Origin of the sequence: Amycolatopsis sp. NPDC089917 (genome assembly GCF_040684635.1) — a bacterium.
Taxonomy (GTDB): domain Bacteria; phylum Actinomycetota; class Actinomycetes; order Mycobacteriales; family Pseudonocardiaceae; genus Amycolatopsis.
In genome coordinates this window covers 150,973-167,553 of sequence record NZ_JBFBGL010000007.1, presented here as the reverse complement: position 1 = coordinate 167,553, position 16,581 = coordinate 150,973, and the positions used below count along the sequence as shown (strand labels likewise).

Sequence of the window (16,581 nt, the reverse complement as noted above, 5' to 3'; positions counted from 1 at the left end):
TGAGAGGTAGGGCACAGGTGGCGTGTCAGGTGCCAAGTCCGTGAAGGCCTCCTTGAGGGACTCTGGGTCCCTCAAGGAGGCCTTCACGGACATCAGGACATCACAGCCGGATGAGCGCACGCCAGAAACCCAGCACCTCTCAAGAGAACCGTCCCTGCCACTCACGAGGCTTACTGAGGTTGCTGCTGCTGACTCGGCAGGGTCCCGGCCGCCATCCGCCGGGCCACATCGCGCCGCAGCCACAGGAGCCACAGCCAGATCCCGAGGAAGATCACCCCGAGGATCGCCACCGCGGGCAGCGCGACGAAGAACGCGATCAGCGCGACCTGCAGGGCGAGCACCGCGGGCACCGCCCACGGCTTCTTGAGGAAGCCGCACAGCGCGATCAGCGCGACCGCGATCACGATCACCGACCAGCCGGTGAGCGAGCCGACCCCGCCGCCGAGTTTCGCCACCACCGGCAGCGCCAGCGCGACGGTGATGCCCTCCATGATCAGGGAACCGGCCATCACGCCGCGGAAGGACTTCATCGGGTCCTTGGCGGGCGGCTTCGGGGTCTCGTCGGTCACGCCGGCTCCTTACCGAACAGGGTCCTGGCCTCGCCCGCGGTGACGACCGAGCCGGTGACCAGCACGCCCCCGCCCGCCAGCGGTTCCTCGGGGTCGTCGCTCTGCTCGACGAGGCCGATGGCGGTTTCGATCGCGGCGTCCAGACTGGGCTCGGCCACGACGCGGTCCTCGCCGAAGATCGAGATGGCGACGTCGTTGAGTTCGTCGAGCGGCATCGCGCGCGGGGACGAGTTCCGGGTGACGACGATCTCGGTGACGACCGGTTCGAGCGCGTCGAGGATGCCCCGCGCGTCCTTCTCGGCCATCACGCCGACCACGGCGGCGAGGCGCCGGAAGGCGAACTCCTCGGCGACGGTGGTGGCGAGCGCCTTGGCGCCGTGCGGGTTGTGGGCGGCGTCGAGCAGCACGGTCGGCGCGGCGCGGACGCGCTCCAGCCTGCCGGGGGTCTCCACCTCGGCGAAGGCCTCGCGGACGGCTTCGACGACCAGCTGCTTGTCCTTGCCCGCGCCGAAGAAGGCTTCGACGGCGGCCAGCGCGAGCGCGGCGTTGGCCGCCTGGTGCGCGCCGTGCAGCGGCAGGAAGATCTCGTCGTAGACGCCGCCGAGACCTTGCAGCTTCAGCATCTGCCCGCCGACGGCGACCTCGCGTTCCAGCACGCCGAACTCGCTGCCCGCGCGGGCGACGCTCGCGTCCACCTCGATGGCGCGTTCCAGCAGGATCTTCTGGACTTCGGGGTCCTGCTCGGCGATGACCGCGACGCTGCCGGGCTTGATGATCCCGGCCTTCTCCACCGCCGCCCCGCTCGGCGTGCCGCCGAAGTACTCGACATGGTCGACACCGATCGGCGTGATGACGGCGACGTCGCCGTCCACGACGTTGGTGGCGTCCCAGGTGCCGCCGAGCCCGGTTTCGATGACGGCGGCCTCGACGGGCGCGTCGGCGAAGGCGGCGAACGCCATGCCGGTGAGCACCTCGAACTTGCTCATCGGCACCGCGTCGGCCCCGCCCGCGTTGTCGACCATGGTCACGTACGGCGCGACGTCGCGGTACAGGTCGACGTACGCGGCGGCAGGGATCGGGGCGCCGTCCAGCGCGATGCGCTCGGTGACCAGCTGCAGGTGAGGACTCGTGTACCGGCCGACGCGCAGGCCCATGCGGGTCAGCAGCGCGTCGATCATCCGGGTGGTCGAGCCCTTGCCGTTGGTCCCGGCGACGTGCAGCACCGGGTAGCCGCGGTGCGGTTCACCCATGAGGTTGACCAGGGCCGCGATCCGGGCGAGGGACGGTTCGATCTTGGTCTCGGGCCAGCGCTGGTTCAGCTCGGCCTCGACGGCGAGCAGTTCGCGGCGCGCCTGCTGACCGTTCGGATCGGACGGGGTGAACTCGTCGCCCTGATCGTCCAGTTCGTGCAGTTCCACGTCCTCCGGGGCGACGAGGTCCGGCACGGGCCCGAGCGCGAGGTTGTCCCCCAGCTGCCCGATCCCGCCGATCCCGCCGCCGGCGCCGCCGCCCGCCTGGTACGCGGCGTCGGGTGCGTCCAGATCCGGGTCGGTGTCGTCGGACGGATCGTGGGCACGTGCCCCCAATTCGTCGACGCCGGCGAAACTGTCCAGATCTGCCAGGTCCGGGGATTCCGCGAATTCTTCGGGATCCCGGCCGTCACCACGCGGCACGAACTCTCCTCTTAGCCTTGCTCCCTGTCGGACCGAGTCTACGTGCGGCTTTTCCTGGCACTCTCGACGCATGGGGTTCAACCACAACGACCACTACCACCCGCTGCTGCTCGACCAGCTGCCTCCCGGCCCGGGGGTGGCGCTGGACGTGGGCTGCGGCAGCGGACGGTTCGCCCGGCGGCTCGCGGCGACCGGGATGCACGTCGAGGCGATCGACCGGTCCGGCGCGATGATCGACCTGGCGGGCGCGGCAGGCTCGCCGGGACCCGGCACGATCTCGTACCGGCAGGCCGACGTGGCCGCCGAGAAACTGCCTGAGGGGGCGTACGACTTCATCTCCTGTCTCGCGTCGCTGCACCACGTGCCGTTCGGCACGGTCACGAGACTGCGGGACGCGCTGGTCCCCGGCGGGGTGCTGGCCGTGCTCGGTCTCGGCAGACCCAGCACGCCCGCCGACTTCGTCCGCGGCCTGGTCGCCTCGCCGGTCAACGCGCTGGCCAGGGTGGTCGTGTACGCGGGCGACCGGCTCAACGGCGGGGTCGATCCACTCCCGGCCGCCCCCGTCCAGGAGTCCTTCCCGCCGATGAACCGGATCCGGCGCGACGCGGCCCGGCTGCTGCCGGGGAGCAAGATCCGGAACCTGCTGTTCTACCGCTATCTCCTCGTCTACCGGAGACCGGAGGACGATCACCCGATGTGACACCCCAAGCGGGTGAAACCGGTGCGTGACCACCCGATCGGCGGCGGCGACCGGTGCGGATGCGGTTCATTTTTGAGAGACCGTCCAGTCCGGAGATCGGGGTCCCAATGCGCTTCAGACGCGTCCTGTTCGCGGCCGTTTCGGCCGTCGTCCTGCTGATCGCCTCCACCACGGCGGCCACCGCCGCGACGCGGTCCTACCGGAACTACGTCGCGCTGGGTGATTCCTACACCTCCGGTCCGCTCATCCCGCTCCCCCGCCTCGATCCGCTCTTCTGCGGCAAATCCACCCAGAACTACCCGTCGATGCTCGCCGCGGCGCTGGGCGTCCGTTCCTTCACCGACATCAGCTGCGGCGGCGCCGACACCGGCGACATGACGGAGCGGCAGAGCGTGCTCCTCGGCAGCAACCCGCCCCAGTTCAGCGCCCTGCGCGCGAACACCGACCTGGTCACCGTCGGCATCGGCGGCAACGACTACGGCGTCTTCGGCACGCTGGTCGGCACGTGCCCGTCCCTGCGCGCGAGCGATCCGGCCGGGAACCCGTGCCAGGACAGGTTCACCGTCGGCGGTGTCGACACCATCAAGGCCAAGATCGCCGAAACCGGCAAGAACGTCGAGAAGGTGCTGGCCGGGATCCACGCCCGCGCGCCGCGCGCCGACGTGCTCGTCATCGGCTACCCGAGGATCGCGCCGGAGTCCGGCTACTGCCCGAAGATCCTGCCGTTCGCCGAAGGTGACTACGCCTGGCTGAACGACGTCGAGAGGGCGTTGAACTCGGCGATCGAGAAGGCCGTCGCCGATGACGGGAATTCGTCCTTTGTGGACACGTTCGGCCCGTCGGCCGGGCACGACGCCTGCGCGCCGAACGGGGCCGCGTGGATCAACGGGCAGCACACGAAACTGCTCGCCGCGGCGGCTTACCACCCGTATCGCACGGGGATGGCCGGCGTGACCGGAGTGATCCTCCGTCACCTCCGCTGAGTGTCATGAAAGGGTCGTTCAGGACGAAAAGTGTCCTGAACGACCCTTTCATGACATGGGTCAGGAGGCGGGGAGGGCGGCTAGCCGGGCGTTGATGCGCTCGATGTCCGCGACCGCGGTCTCCTTGCGGGCCCGGATCTTGCCGATCACCGGCTCCGGCGCCTTGTCGATGAAGGCCTGGTTGCCGAGTTTGGCCTCGGCCTGCGCCAGCTCCTTCTCCGCCGCGCCGAGATCCTTCTGCAAACGCTTGCGCTCGGCGGCGACGTCGACCGTGCCGGACAGGTCCAGCTCGACGGTCACGACACCGGCCGACAGCCCGACCTCCAGCGACGCGCTCGGCGCGAAACCGTCCTCGGGCTGGGTGAGCCGCACCAGCGAGCGGATCGGCTCGTCGTGCCCGGCGATCTCGGCGAACCCGTCGCCGGACAGCCGCGCGGCCACTTTCTGGCTGGGCTTGAGGCCCTGGTCCGCGCGGAACCGGCGGACCTCGGTGACCAGCTTCCGCACGTCCGCGATCCGCTTGTCGGCGACTCCGTCGGCGTAGGAGCCGTTCGCCACCGGCCACGGGGCGATCACCAGCGACTCGCGGCCGGTCAGCGCCGTCCACAGCTTCTCGGTGATGAACGGGATGAACGGGTGCAGCAGCTTCAGCACGGTGTCGAACACGTGCCCGAGCACGGCGCGCGTCGCCGTCACGCGGGCCTCGTCACCCTGGAAGACCTGGACCTTCGACAGCTCCAGGTACCAGTCGCACAGCTCGGTCCAGGTGAACTGGTAGAGCAGGTCCGTGGCCTTCGCGAACTGGTAGTCCGCCAGGTACGCGGTGACGTCGGTGACGACGCTGTCGAGCCTGCCGAGGATCCAGCGGTCGGCCTCGGTGAGCTCCGCGGCGGCGGGCAGCGGGGCGTTCGCGTCCGCGCCGTTCATCATCGCGAACTTGGTGGCGTTCCAGAGCTTCGTGGTGAAGTTCCGGGAGCCCGCGACCCACTCCTCGCCGATCGGCACGTCGGTGCCCGGGTTGGCGCCGCGGGTGAGGGTGAAGCGCAGCGCGTCGGTGCCGTAGCGGTCCATCCACTCGATGGGGTCGACGCCGTTGCCCGCAGTCTTCGACATCTTCTTGCCGAACTGGTCGCGGACCATGCCGTGCAGAGCGATGGTCTTGAACGGCGCCTCGCCGGTGGCGTAGAGGCCGAACATCATCATCCGCACGACCCAGAAGAACAGGATGTCGTAGCCGGTGACCAGCACCGACGTCGGATAGAACTTGTTCAGGTCCGGGGTCTTCTCCGGCCAGCCGAGAGTGGAGAACGGCCACAGGCCCGAGGAGAACCAGGTGTCGAGGACGTCCGGGTCCTGAGTCCAGCCTTCGCCCGAAGGCGGCTCCTCGTCCGGTCCGACGCAGACGACCTCGTCGTTCGGGCCGTACCAGACCGGGATGCGGTGGCCCCACCACAGCTGACGCGAGATGCACCAGTCGTGCAGGTTGTCGACCCAGTCGAAGTAGCGCTTCTCCATCTCCGGCGGGTGGACGTCCACCCGGCCGTCGCGCACCGCGTCGCCGGCGGCCTTCGCGAGCGGGCCGACTTTGACGAACCACTGCAGCGACAGCCGCGGCTCGATCGGCTCCTTCGAGCGCTCAGAGTGTCCGACACTGTGCAGGTACGGACGCTTTTCCGCGACGATGCGGCCCTGCTCGCGCAGCTTCTCCCGCACCGCGACGCGGGCCTCGAACCGGTCCATGCCGTCGAACTCGGTGCCGGTGCCGTCGATGCGGCCCTGCTCGTCCATGATCGTGATCATCGGCAGGTCGTGCCGCTGGCCGATCTCGAAGTCGTTCGGGTCGTGCGCGGGGGTCACCTTGACCGCGCCGGTGCCGAACTCCGGGTCGACGTGCTTGTCCGCGACGATCGGGATCTTGCGCCCGGTCAGCGGCAGCTCGACCTCGGTGCCGATGAGGTGCGTGTAGCGCTCGTCGTCCGGGTGGACCGCGACGGCGGTGTCGCCGAGCATCGTCTCCATCCGGGTCGTGGCCACGACGATCGCGTTCTCTCCGTCGCCGTAGCGCATCGAGACGAGTTCGCCTTCGACCTCTTCGTGCTTCACCTCGGCGTCGGACAGCACCGACCGCAGTTCCGGCGACCAGTTGACCAGACGCTCGGCGCGGTAGATCAGGCCGTCGTCGAAGAGCTTCTTGAAGATGGTGTTGACGGCCTTGGACAGGCCGTCGTCCATGGTGAACCGCTCGCGGGTCCAGTCGACGCCCTCGCCGAGGCGCTTCATCTGGGCGAGGATCTTGCCGCCGTGCTCGTTCTTCCACTGCCAGACGCGCTCGACGAAGGCTTCGCGGCCGAGCTCGCGGCGGCTGGTGCCCTCGGCGCGGAGCTGCTTCTCGACCAGCGCGTGGACGGCGATGCTCGCGTGGTCCATGCCCGGCAGGTACAGCGTCTCGTCGCCGAGCATGCGGTGGTAGCGGGTGATGGCGTCGATGAGGGTGTGCTCGAACGCGTGCCCGATGTGCAGCGAACCGGTCACGTTCGGGGGCGGGATGACTACCGTGAACGGCGGCTTGTCCGACGTGGGGTCGGCCGTGAAGTAGCCGGCGTCTACCCAACGCTGGTAGAGCGAGGCTTCTTCGTCGGCCGGGTTCCAGGTACCCGGAAGGTCGGTCTGCTGCGGCTGGGCGTTCTCGGTCACATTGTCAAGTCTACGAACCCCCTCCACCGAGTTGCTCACCGGCCGTAACGCTCGCCGTTCCCCGCCGATGATCGTTGTCGTAACACACTGGGGAGGGGCTCGTCCATGGAAGACCGGCGGCTGGAAACACATCCGGATCTGATGAATCCGGACTGGCGGAAACACGCAGAACGCGACGCCTGGCTCGGCGCGAAGAAGGACCTCAAGCTGAGGCGGAAGCAGCGTCCGCGCCGCCGGTTCCGGATGTCGCGGGGTCCGGTGATGATCCTGTTCCTCGTCGTGACCGTGGTCGTGCTCGTGGCCGCGGCGATCGTCGTGCAGCAAGTGCGGGGACGCGGCGCCGCGGACACCGCCGGGCAGCCGCCGAAGGCTCCTCCGGTGCTCAACGGGGTCGACCTCGCCCGGCCTTACGAACACACCCCCGCCGCGAAATGGGCTGAAGGGCTGGCCGGGATCACCATCCCGGCGGGCCAAGCCGTCGGCGGCTTCACCGCGCAGGAGGTCGACGCGGCGTATCGCAAGGTGACGGAGGCCATCTCGGCCGCGCGGCTCGGCTCCCGGGCCTTGCGGGACCACGACGGCTCGGAACTGCTCGCCCTGCTGACCCCCAACGAGCGCAAGCGGATCGAACCGAAGCTCACGAGCGCGGCCACCATCGACAAGAGCCAGTACCTGATCCTCATCGGGCCGAACCGGCTGCTTCCGGTGAGTCCGCGTATGACGGGCTCCCTCACGACGAAGAGCGGTGAGAACGGCGAGCTGATCATCCACGCGAGTTACACGACCGCGTACGCCTTCGACGCGCATCCGGGCGAAGCCAGGTCCCCGGAGGACATCGTCCCGTTCGTCCGGGACGAACAGGACTACGTGATCCGCAAGGCGCCACCGTTCGCGAAGGCCGACGCCGGCCTCAGCTTCGGGGAGGGCGCGGGCTACAACGCGTACATGGCCTGTGACGCGGCCAAGACCGGCATCCTCGCGCCCCAGTACGCTGACAAGGACAGACCCGTCGCCGGAACACCTCCCGTCGACGAAGCCGGCACCTACGACCCGACGAAACCCCTGCCGACGAGGGACACCTGCGGGTAGTCGGCCGAACCCTGGGGAAGAGGACCGAGATGGACGAAGAAGACCGGCGGATCGAGACCCATCCGGATCTGATGAATCCGGACTGGCAGCAACACGCCGAACGCGACGCCTGGCTGGGTGCCAAGAAGGAACTCAAGAAGAAGCGGCGCAGGGAGCAGAAGGCGGCCGGTGGCGGCTATCGTTCGCCGGGGTCGAGCCGGTGGCCGGGGGTCGCCGCGATCATCGGCCTGGTCGTGCTGGTCGTGGCCGCGGTGACGGTGAACGCGGTGCAGGAGCGCGGCGTCAACGAGACGCCGTGGTTCCCGCTGGACGAGTCGCAGATCACCCGGCTCGACACGGGAGCCTGAGCCACCCCTCGGTCGCGCCCGCGGGCGGCAAGGCGCACGATGGGGTCATGACCCGCGAAGCACCCGCGAACGACGTTGACGAGACCCAGCTCGAGGTCGGGAAACCGAAGAGCTGGGCGGCCGGGATCCCCGGGGTCGCCGTCTCCCTGATGCGCGGCATGGAGCAGATGGGCGCCGCGCGCACGGTGAAGACGCTGCGCCTGCTGAACCAGCGCGAGGGCTTCGACTGTCCCGGTTGCGCCTGGCCGGAGCCTCGCGAGGTCGACGGCGAGCACCGCAAGCTCGCGGAGTTCTGCGAGAACGGCGCGAAGGCGGTCGCCGAGGAGGCCACGAAACGCCGGGTCGGCCGCGAGTTCTTCGCCGAGCACTCCATCCAGGAGCTGGCGGACAAGACGGACTACTGGCTGGGCCAGCAGGGCCGGATCACCGAGCCGTTCGTGCTGCGCGAAGGCGCGTCGCACTACGAACCGATCTCCTGGGACGACGCGTTCACCCTGGTCGCGGACGAGCTTCGCGCACTTCAGGACCCGAACGAGGCGATCTTCTACACCTCCGGCCGCACCAGCAACGAGGCCGCGTTCCTCTACCAGCTCCTCGTGCGTTCCTACGGCACCAACAACCTCCCGGACTGCTCCAACATGTGCCACGAGTCCTCCGGGGCGGCGCTCGCGGCGACGACCGGGATCGGCAAGGGCTCGGTCACGCTCGCCGACATCCACAAGGCGGACCTGATCGTGGTGGTCGGCCAGAACCCGGGCACCAACCACCCGCGCATGCTGTCCGCGCTGGAGGAGGCCAAGGGCAACGGTGCGAAGATCATGGCGGTCAACCCGCTGCCCGAAGCCGGTCTGATGCGGTTCAAGAACCCGCAGAACGTCCGGGGCGTGGTCGGCAAGGGCACCCCGCTGGCCGACGAGTTCGCGCAGATCCGGCTCGGCGGCGACCTCGCGCTGTTCCAGGCGATCGGACATCTGCTGGTGCAGTGGGAGCAGGAGACGCCGGGCACGATCGTCGACCGCGCTTTCGTCGAGTCGTCCACCGAGGGGTTCGACGACTACGCGAAGCATCTGCGGGAGATCGACTGGACCGAGGTCGCCGCGGCGACCGGGCTGCCGCGTGAGCAGATCGAGCGGCTGGCGCGGATGATCGCGACGTCGAAGCGCACCATCTACTGCTGGGCGATGGGCCTGACCCAGCACAAGCACGCGGTGCAGACGATCTCCGAGGTCGCGAACCTGGCGCTGATGCGCGGCATGATCGGCGAACCGGGCGCGGGCCTGTGCCCGGTGCGCGGGCACTCGAACGTCCAGGGCGACCGGACGATGGGCATCTGGGAGAAGATGCCCGAGTCCTTCATGGACAGTCTCGACACCGAGTTCGGCATCAAGGTGCCGCGGGACCACGGCTACGACACCGTCGCCGCGATCCGCGCGATGCGGGACGGGAAGGGCAAGGTCTTCTTCGCCGTCGGCGGCAACTTCGCTTCCGCCACACCGGACACGGACCTGACCGAGAAGGCGCTCAAGTCGTGCTCGCTGACGGCGCACGTGTCGACGAAGCTCAACCGCTCACACGTCGTCCCCGGCAGGACCGCGCTGATCCTGCCCACCCTCGGCCGCACCGAACGCGACACCCAGGCCGCCGGCGACCAGTTCGTCACCGTCGAGGACTCGATGTCGCAGGTGCACACCTCACGCGGCAGGCTGGCCCCGGCCAGCGAGCACCTGCTGTCCGAAGTCGCGATCATCTGCCACCTCGCGGACGCGCTGTTCGGCGCCGGGCATCCCGTGCCGTGGCGGGACTTCCACGGTGACTACGACCTCGTCCGCGACCGGATCGCGCGCGTCGTCCCCGGCTGCCACGACTACAACGCCCGGGTCCGCGAGCCCGACGGCTTCGTCCTCCCGAACGCGCCGCGCGATTCCCGGCAGTTCAACGGGACCGTCAACGGCAAGGCGAACTTCACCGTCTCCGAACTCGAGTACCCGCAGGTGCCCGAAGGCAGGCTGCTGTTGCAGACGATGCGCAGCCACGACCAGTACAACACCACGATCTACGGTCTTTCCGACCGTTACCGCGGCATCGAGGACGCCCGCCGCGTCGTGCTGGTCAACCCCGACGACCTGACCTCGCTCGGGCTGACCGACGGCGCGATGGTCGACCTGGTCTCGGAATGGCGGGACGGCGATCGCCGCGCGCCGCGGTTCCGCGTGGTCTCGTACCCGACGGCGCAGGGCTGCGCGGCGGCGTACTTCCCCGAGGCGAACGCCTTGGTACCGCTGGATTCGGTGGCGGACAAGTCGAACACCCCGGTGTCGAAGGCGGTCGTGGTCCGGCTGGAACCGGTGTCCTGACCTCGCTCAGTTGATGCACTCGGTGTCTTCGGAGGTGATGGGCTGGTCGGTCCGGACCCCGGCCGCCCCGCCGCCGGCGGACACGCCCGGTCCCTTGTAGACCTGCCCGAGGACGACCTGGACATGGCCCGCCGGGATCGAGTCGGCCTTCTGGGTGTCCAGACCACCGAGCAGCGTCGCGATCTCCGCCGCGGGCCCGGACGCGTCGCTGAACCGGACGACGGAGGTCCGCCGTCCGGTGTCGGCCGTCGTGTCGCCCTTGCCGAATCCCTTCTCCGCCAGGAGATCCGAGACGCGGGCGGCCAGGCCGTCCTTGCCGCTCGCGTTGACGACGTCGACCTTGGGGCCCGCGGGCGCCTGCGGTGTCGTCGTGGCCTGCGCGCCGATCAGGGACGCGGCGAAAGCCCGCACCTGGGCGGGGTCCACCTGCACGGCGGTCGCGGTCGGTTGCTTGGGGTTGTAGCGGTAGTCGGGGTTGACCACCGGGATCGTCTCGAAGGCGATGCCGCCGCCGGTGACGCCCCGCATCTGCCGGACGAAGTCCAGCAGGTTCCACGAGCCGTCGAGCACGACCGACCGTTTCACCGCGTCGATCAGTTCGGAGAGACTGGCCGGGTTGGCGAGCGTCCCGGCGGAGAGCACCTGCTTCGCCAGCCCGGCAAGGAACACCTGCTGACGGCGGACGCGGTCGAGGTCGCTGCGCGGCAGATCCTCGCGCTGGCGGACGAAGGCCAGCGCGTCGGCGCCCTGGATCGTCTGCCGCCCCGCCTTGAAGTTCGCGCCGGACTTGATGTCCCTGGTGTCCCGTTTCAGGCACACCTCGACCCCGCCGACGGCCTTGCTGATGTCGTAGAAACTCTGGAGGTTGACCTCGGCGAAGTGATCGATCTTGACGCCGGTGAGGTCCTCGACCGCCTTCAAGGTCGCCTTCCGCGCGGCCGTGATCGCGACCTTGTCGATCTCCGCCTTGTCGGTCTTGCCCGCCTCGCGCTGCGCACTCGCCGAGGCGAATTTGGCGTGGCCGAAGATCCCGTTGATCTTGGTCTTGTCCTTCGTCCCCGGCTCCGCGACCCAGGAGTCGCGCGGGATCGAGAAGGCCTTCACCGCCTTCTGCCCGTTGGGGATGCGGAGCACGATGAGCGTGTCGGTCAGGTCGTCGCCGTTTGCGCCCACGCGCAGCTCACGTAGCATTTCCGGGGACAGCGGGTTGCCCTGCTCGTCGGTCCGCGAATCGCGCCCGACCAGCAGGATGTCCAGCGAACCGTCAGCGGGCTGCTCCCCCGGGTCCGCCGCCTCGATCACGTCTTCGCGGGTCACGCCGTCCAGCGACTTGATGGTCGAGTACCCGTACGCGGTCCCGCCGAACACCGTCACCGCGAGCGCGGCGACCAGGACCTTCCCCAGCTTGTGCACACTCTTTGGACGCGCGGGGAGCCGTCATTGCTGCAGGGGTGATCCACTTCACATTCGCAGATGCGACGCGCCGTTCAGGTCGAGGATCGCGCCGGACGCCCACGCGGCCTCGCCGGAAGCGAGGTAGAGCACCGCCGCCGCGACCTCCTCCGGCGTGCCGACGCGGCCGAACGGGCTCTGCCCGCGCAGCACCTCGCCGGACGCGCCTTCGAGCTTCATCGCGACCCGGTCGGTGGCGGTGAACCCGGGCGCGACCGAGGTCACCGCGATCCCGTGCGGGGCGAGGGCCACGGCGAGCGACTGCCCGAGCGAGTGCAGCGCGGCCTTGCTCGCGCCGTACGCGGGGAAGTCGGGCTCGCCCTTGAACGCGCCCCGCGAGCCGATGTTGACCACGCGGCCGGCCGCGCCGCGCTCGATCATGTGCCGCGCCACGCAGTAGGTCACGTTCGCCGTGCCGAGCACGTTGACGTCGACCATCCGCCGCCAGATCCGCTGCCAGTCCGCATAGGACACTTCGGTGACGGGGTGGGCCGAATCGGCGGACGGGGCGAAGGCGGCGTTGTTCACCAGGACGTCGACGCCGCCGGCCGAGGCCTCGGCCTCGTCGGCGACCCGTTGCGCCACCTCGGGATCCGAGAGATCCCCCTGGACCAGCCCGTGCCCGGAACCGGGCAGATCGGCGAGCGTGCGTTCGGCGTCCTCCCGGTTCGAGGCGTAGTGGACGGCGACCCGGTCGCCCTTTTCCGCGAAGGCCCGCGCGATCGCGCGGCCGATGCCGCGTGACGCCCCGGTCACCAGAACTCCCATGGCACCGACCTTAGTCAGCCGCCGAAGAGCTGGACCACCTTGCGAAAGAGTTCGTAGACACCGTAGGCGAACGGGAGCGCGACCCACAGCCACGCGAAGATCATCAGCCCGGTGCGGCCGCGCTCGGGTGCCGGTTCACTCATCGGGTCTCACTCCTCACGGGCGCGCCGGACGACGCCGGCTCGTGGTACTTCGGGTCGACCGGCCGCACCAGTTCGTTGGCGACGAAGCCGACGACCAGCAGGCCGATCATGATGAACAGCGAGGTCGTGTAGAGGTCGGGGCCGACCTTGCCCGCCGACTTCTGGCTGTCGGCGATGGCGTTGACGATCAGCGGCCCGAGCACGCCCGCCATCGACCACGCGGTGAGCAGCCTGCCGTGGATCGCGCCGACCTGGTAGGTGCCGAAGAGGTCCTTGAGGTACGCCGGGACAGTCGAGAAACCGCCGCCGTAGAAGGACAGGATCAGCATGGCGCACAGGACGAACACGAGCTTCGAAGCGTTGGTGGTCAACGCGATCACGAGGTACAGCAGGGCGCCGGCGCCGAGGTAGAGCCGGTAGATGTTCTTGCGCCCCACCAGGTCCGAAGTGGACGACCAGACGAACCGGCCGAGCATGTTGGTCAGCGACAGCAACGCGACGAACCCGGCCGCGGAGGCGGTGCTGACCGGTGTCGAGGTCTCGCGGAAGAAGTCCGCGATCATCGGCGCCGCCTTCTCCAGGATGCCGATGCCCGCCGTCACGTTGAAGCACAGGACCACCCAGAGGAGCCAGAACTGCGGCGTCTTGATGGCGTTGCGCGCCGAGACGTTCGCGGTGGTGATCATCGCGTTGCCGTTCGAGGCCTTCGGTTCCCAGCCCTTCGGCTTCCAGTCGTCGGCGGGCACCCGGATCAGCAGGATGCCGAGGCTCATGAAGACCGCGTACACCAGGCCGTGCACGAGGAAGGCCGTCGCGACCGTCCCGATCGACCACGGCGCCGTGCCCAGCATCTGCGAAGACCACGGGGAGGCGATCAGCGCGCCGCCGCCGAAGCCCATGATCGCGATCCCGGTGGCCATGCCCGGCCGGTCCGGGAACCATTTGATCAGTGTCGACACCGGCGAGATGTAGCCGATCCCGAGCCCGATGCCGCCGATCCCGCCCCAGCCGAGGACGACGAGCCAGTACTGCGACGTCGCCACGCCGAGCGCGGAGAGCAGGAAGCCCGAACTGAAGCAGACCGTCGAGACGAACATCGCCCAGCGCGGTCCGTTGCGCTCGACCAGCGTCCCGCCGAACGCCGCCGACAGCCCGAGCATCACGATGCCGAGCTGGAACGGGAGAGCGCTCTCCGTGCCGCTGAGCCCGAGGGTCTTTTCCAGCGGCGGTTTGAAGACGCTCCACGCGTACGCCTGCCCGATCGACAGGTGGACGGCCAGCGCGGCGGGCGGTACCAGCCAGCGGCTCCAGCCCGGCGATGCGACGATGCGGGAACGGTCCAGGAAGCCGACAGCCATCCGGCGCCTCCGTACTCTGAGGATGTGCACTGGGAATGTATTACTTAATTCCCGGCGTTGCAGTACACGAGTGTCGAATGATCGGCCAGAAAGGTGGACAAGTGGGCAGGGTGACGGTGCGGCGCCCGGTGCGGAAGATCTCCGCGACCAGGGACGTGCGGCGGCCCGACGCGCTCGCGGCCGAAGAACCGCTGGAGATCCGCGTCGGCGGCAAGGCACTCGCGGTCACCATGCGGACACCCGGCAACGACGTCGAACTCGCGCACGGCTTCCTGCTGTCCGAAGGCGTGCTCACCTCACGTGAGGACGTCGCGGTCGCGCGGTACTGCGACGGCGTCGACGACCAGGGCCGCAACACCTACAACGTCCTGGACATCGCGCTGGCCGAAGGGGTCGCCCCGCCCGAGACGGGCGTCGAGCGGAACTTCTACACCACGTCCTCGTGCGGCGTCTGCGGCAAGGCCGCGCTCGACGCGGTCAAGCTGCGAAGCCGGTTCTCGCCGGAGAAGTCCGGATTCACGGTGCGCACCGACGTGCTGGCGGAGCTCCCGGACACGCTGCGCGCACACCAGAAGGTGTTCTCCAGCACCGGTGGCTTGCACGCGGCCGCGCTTTTCGACGAACGGGGAAACCTCGCCGTCGTCCGGGAGGACGTCGGCAGGCACAACGCCGTCGACAAGGTCCTCGGCTGGGCGCTGCAAGCGGGCCGGATCCCCGCGGCGGACACCGGGCTGCTGGTGTCCGGCCGCGCCTCGTTCGAACTGGTGCAGAAGGCCGCCATGGCCGGGATCGGCCTGCTGGCGGCGGTTTCCGCGCCGTCGTCGCTGGCCGCGGAACTGGCCGAGGAGAACGGCATGACCCTCATCGGGTTCCTGCGGGGCGACAGCATGAACCTCTACAGCGGCGACCAGCGGGTGCTCGGCCTCGTGAGTGGCCAGGACGGCTAGAACCGTCCCGGCCACTCACGACCCCCTTATTCGGTACCGACCCAGTTCCCGTGGAAGCCGTTGGGCACGCGGTCCGGCAGGTGCACGGCACCGACGGTCTCCAGCGTCCCGGCGTCCAAAATGGTCAGATCGCTCTTCTGCGTCGCGGGATCGTAGACGAAACCCATCACCACGCCCTCGTCCTCGCCCGCGTCCACTGAGGACGGTACGAACACGAACTCCCCCACGTGCGCGCCAGAGCCGAATTCCCGCGACACGACCGAACGCTTCCACAGATCGTGCTTGAGCAAGGCACCCGAGGACGCCGATCCATCCTTTGTGGACACCGAGTAGCCGAACCGGTGCGGCCGTCCGACCAGTCGCTCGTCGACGCGCGGGAACTCCTGCCCCTGGTCGTCGAGGCGTTCCTCGACGACCTTGCCCGCGGCGAGGTCGACGGTCCAGCGGTCCAGGGTCGGCGGCCCCTCGGCCGGCCCCTGCAGCTCGGTGTCGAACATCTTCGGGTGCCGGACGACGTCGAGCACGATGCTGTCGCCGTCGTCGTAGGCGTTCATCGGGTGGAACACATAGCACGGCTCGACCTCGAACCAGCGGACGTCGCCGTTGCCGCCGTCCCTCGGCATGACCCCGATCCGCGCCGGGTACCGGGGGTTCCAGCGGTACGGCAGGCCCGCGTTGCCCGAGATCCGCTGGCGCAGCTTCGCACCGAAGGGATCCGGCACCTTGACCTTGCCCACCAGCGCGGACACCACGAGCCGCGCGGGCGTGCGCAGGAACGACGGGACCGACGAGGCGACGGCCTGCTCGCTCTCGAAGGTGACCGGGAGGTCGTAGAAGACGACGTGCTTCTCGGTCAGGGAGAAGTCGTGCATCATCGGCGAACCGGTGACCTCGATGTCGACCGTCCGCTTGGCGCGGCCTTCGGCGTCGATCACCGAGTACTGCACCTTGTTGCCCCAGCCGAAGAAGTACGACACGGCGTGCAGTTCGCCGGTCTCCGGATCGCGCTTCGGGTGGGCGGTGTAGCCGCCGGGGAGCGTGCCGTCGAAGTCGCAGGCGCCGACGGTGTCGAGTTCGTCGGTCAGTTCGAAGCTCGTGGCGCCGCCCTCGATCAGCGCGAGGGTCTTGCCGGCGTGGCCGATCACGTTCGTGTTGGCCCCCATGGAGGCGACGCCGGGAACCGACCCGCCCTCCCAGTGCTCGCCGAGCTCCCGCGCGAGCCGGGGGTTGCGCACCCAGCGGTTGCGATACCACTCGGCGCGGCCGTCGCGCAGCCGGACGCCGTGCACCATGCCGTCGCCCATGAACCAGTGGTAGGTCGCCGGGTCCACTTCGGACAGCGGGTTCGGCCCGTTCCGCAGATAGCGCCCGTCCAGGTACTCCGGGATGTGCCCGGTGACGCGCAGTTCGGTGATCGTGTGCTCACGGTTGACGGGGGCGAAGTTGCCCTCGAGGAACTTGTTGCCCATCACAGGCCCCCTGATCGATGGCTACAGCGTCGATA

General features: G+C 69.2%; 14 protein-coding genes. 6 read left to right on the top strand and 8 right to left on the bottom strand.

What is annotated here, in order from left to right; translation table 11 throughout:
- Positions 1-170 precede the first annotated feature (170 nt).
- Both AB0N89_RS08205 and AB0N89_RS08200 read right to left on the bottom strand, forming a co-directional pair.
- Positions 171-569: a DUF4233 domain-containing protein gene (locus AB0N89_RS08205; RefSeq protein WP_364201574.1), complete on the bottom strand. Its 399-nt coding sequence runs from the start codon at positions 567-569 to the stop codon at positions 171-173.
- Entirely contained in the window at positions 566-2,242 is a 1,677-nt protein-coding gene (locus AB0N89_RS08200; RefSeq protein ID WP_364201571.1) for a folylpolyglutamate synthase/dihydrofolate synthase family protein, read from the bottom strand. Before AB0N89_RS08200 ends, AB0N89_RS08205 begins: the two co-directional genes overlap by 4 nt.
- A gap of 70 nt (positions 2,243-2,312) precedes the next feature.
- Between AB0N89_RS08200 and AB0N89_RS08195 the strand changes: the two genes are divergently transcribed.
- Together AB0N89_RS08195 and AB0N89_RS08190 are read left to right on the top strand one after the other, a co-directional pair.
- Positions 2,313-2,942: a class I SAM-dependent methyltransferase gene (locus AB0N89_RS08195; protein WP_364201568.1), complete on the top strand. Its 630-nt coding sequence runs from the start codon at positions 2,313-2,315 to the stop codon at positions 2,940-2,942.
- A gap of 107 nt (positions 2,943-3,049) precedes the next feature.
- Positions 3,050-3,925 carry an SGNH/GDSL hydrolase family protein gene (locus AB0N89_RS08190; RefSeq protein WP_364201566.1) on the top strand — a complete coding sequence of 292 codons (876 nt, stop codon included), beginning with the start codon at positions 3,050-3,052 and terminating at the stop codon, positions 3,923-3,925.
- 60 nt (positions 3,926-3,985) lie between these two features.
- Here AB0N89_RS08190 and AB0N89_RS08185 read toward each other — a convergent pair whose 3' ends face one another.
- Entirely contained in the window at positions 3,986-6,619 is a 2,634-nt protein-coding gene (locus AB0N89_RS08185; RefSeq protein ID WP_364201563.1) for a valine--tRNA ligase, read from the bottom strand.
- Positions 6,620-6,724: 105 nt separating this feature from the next.
- Between AB0N89_RS08185 and AB0N89_RS08180 the strand changes: the two genes are divergently transcribed.
- Genes AB0N89_RS08180 through AB0N89_RS08170 form a run of 3 tightly spaced genes read left to right on the top strand, consistent with a single transcriptional unit; the run spans position 6,725 to position 10,409 of the window.
- Positions 6,725-7,708 (top strand): hypothetical protein, encoded by a 984-nt coding sequence (locus tag AB0N89_RS08180; RefSeq protein WP_364201560.1) that lies wholly within the window; start codon positions 6,725-6,727, stop codon positions 7,706-7,708.
- A 29-nt stretch (positions 7,709-7,737) separates the two neighbouring features.
- Positions 7,738-8,055, top strand: coding sequence for a hypothetical protein (locus AB0N89_RS08175; RefSeq protein ID WP_364201558.1), 318 nt, complete (start codon positions 7,738-7,740; stop codon positions 8,053-8,055).
- A 47-nt stretch (positions 8,056-8,102) separates the two neighbouring features.
- Positions 8,103-10,409: an FdhF/YdeP family oxidoreductase gene (locus AB0N89_RS08170; RefSeq protein WP_364201555.1), complete on the top strand. Its 2,307-nt coding sequence runs from the start codon at positions 8,103-8,105 to the stop codon at positions 10,407-10,409.
- Positions 10,410-10,415: 6 nt separating this feature from the next.
- Here AB0N89_RS08170 and AB0N89_RS08165 read toward each other — a convergent pair whose 3' ends face one another.
- The 4 genes from AB0N89_RS08165 to AB0N89_RS08150 are packed head-to-tail and all read right to left on the bottom strand — an operon-like array spanning position 10,416 to position 14,130.
- Positions 10,416-11,822: an LCP family protein gene (locus AB0N89_RS08165; RefSeq protein WP_364201552.1), complete on the bottom strand. Its 1,407-nt coding sequence runs from the start codon at positions 11,820-11,822 to the stop codon at positions 10,416-10,418.
- Positions 11,823-11,870: 48 nt separating this feature from the next.
- Complete coding sequence (locus AB0N89_RS08160; protein ID WP_364201549.1) at positions 11,871-12,629, bottom strand: SDR family oxidoreductase; 759 nt, start codon at positions 12,627-12,629, stop codon at positions 11,871-11,873.
- Positions 12,630-12,643: 14 nt separating this feature from the next.
- Positions 12,644-12,772, bottom strand: coding sequence for a hypothetical protein (locus AB0N89_RS08155; protein WP_364201546.1), 129 nt, complete (start codon positions 12,770-12,772; stop codon positions 12,644-12,646).
- Entirely contained in the window at positions 12,769-14,130 is a 1,362-nt protein-coding gene (locus AB0N89_RS08150; protein WP_364201543.1) for an OFA family MFS transporter, read from the bottom strand. The genes AB0N89_RS08155 and AB0N89_RS08150 overlap by 4 nt, the downstream gene beginning before the upstream one ends.
- Before the next feature lie 101 nt (positions 14,131-14,231).
- On the opposite strand from AB0N89_RS08150, the gene fdhD reads away from it, so the two are divergent.
- Positions 14,232-15,077: a formate dehydrogenase accessory sulfurtransferase FdhD gene (gene fdhD, locus AB0N89_RS08145; RefSeq protein WP_364201540.1), complete on the top strand. Its 846-nt coding sequence runs from the start codon at positions 14,232-14,234 to the stop codon at positions 15,075-15,077.
- Positions 15,078-15,103: 26 nt separating this feature from the next.
- Here the strand turns inward: fdhD and AB0N89_RS08140 are convergent, their stop codons facing one another.
- Positions 15,104-16,546, bottom strand: a complete 1,443-nt coding sequence (locus tag AB0N89_RS08140) for a carotenoid oxygenase family protein (protein ID WP_364201537.1) — start codon at positions 16,544-16,546, stop codon at positions 15,104-15,106.
- Positions 16,547-16,581 lie beyond the last annotated feature (35 nt).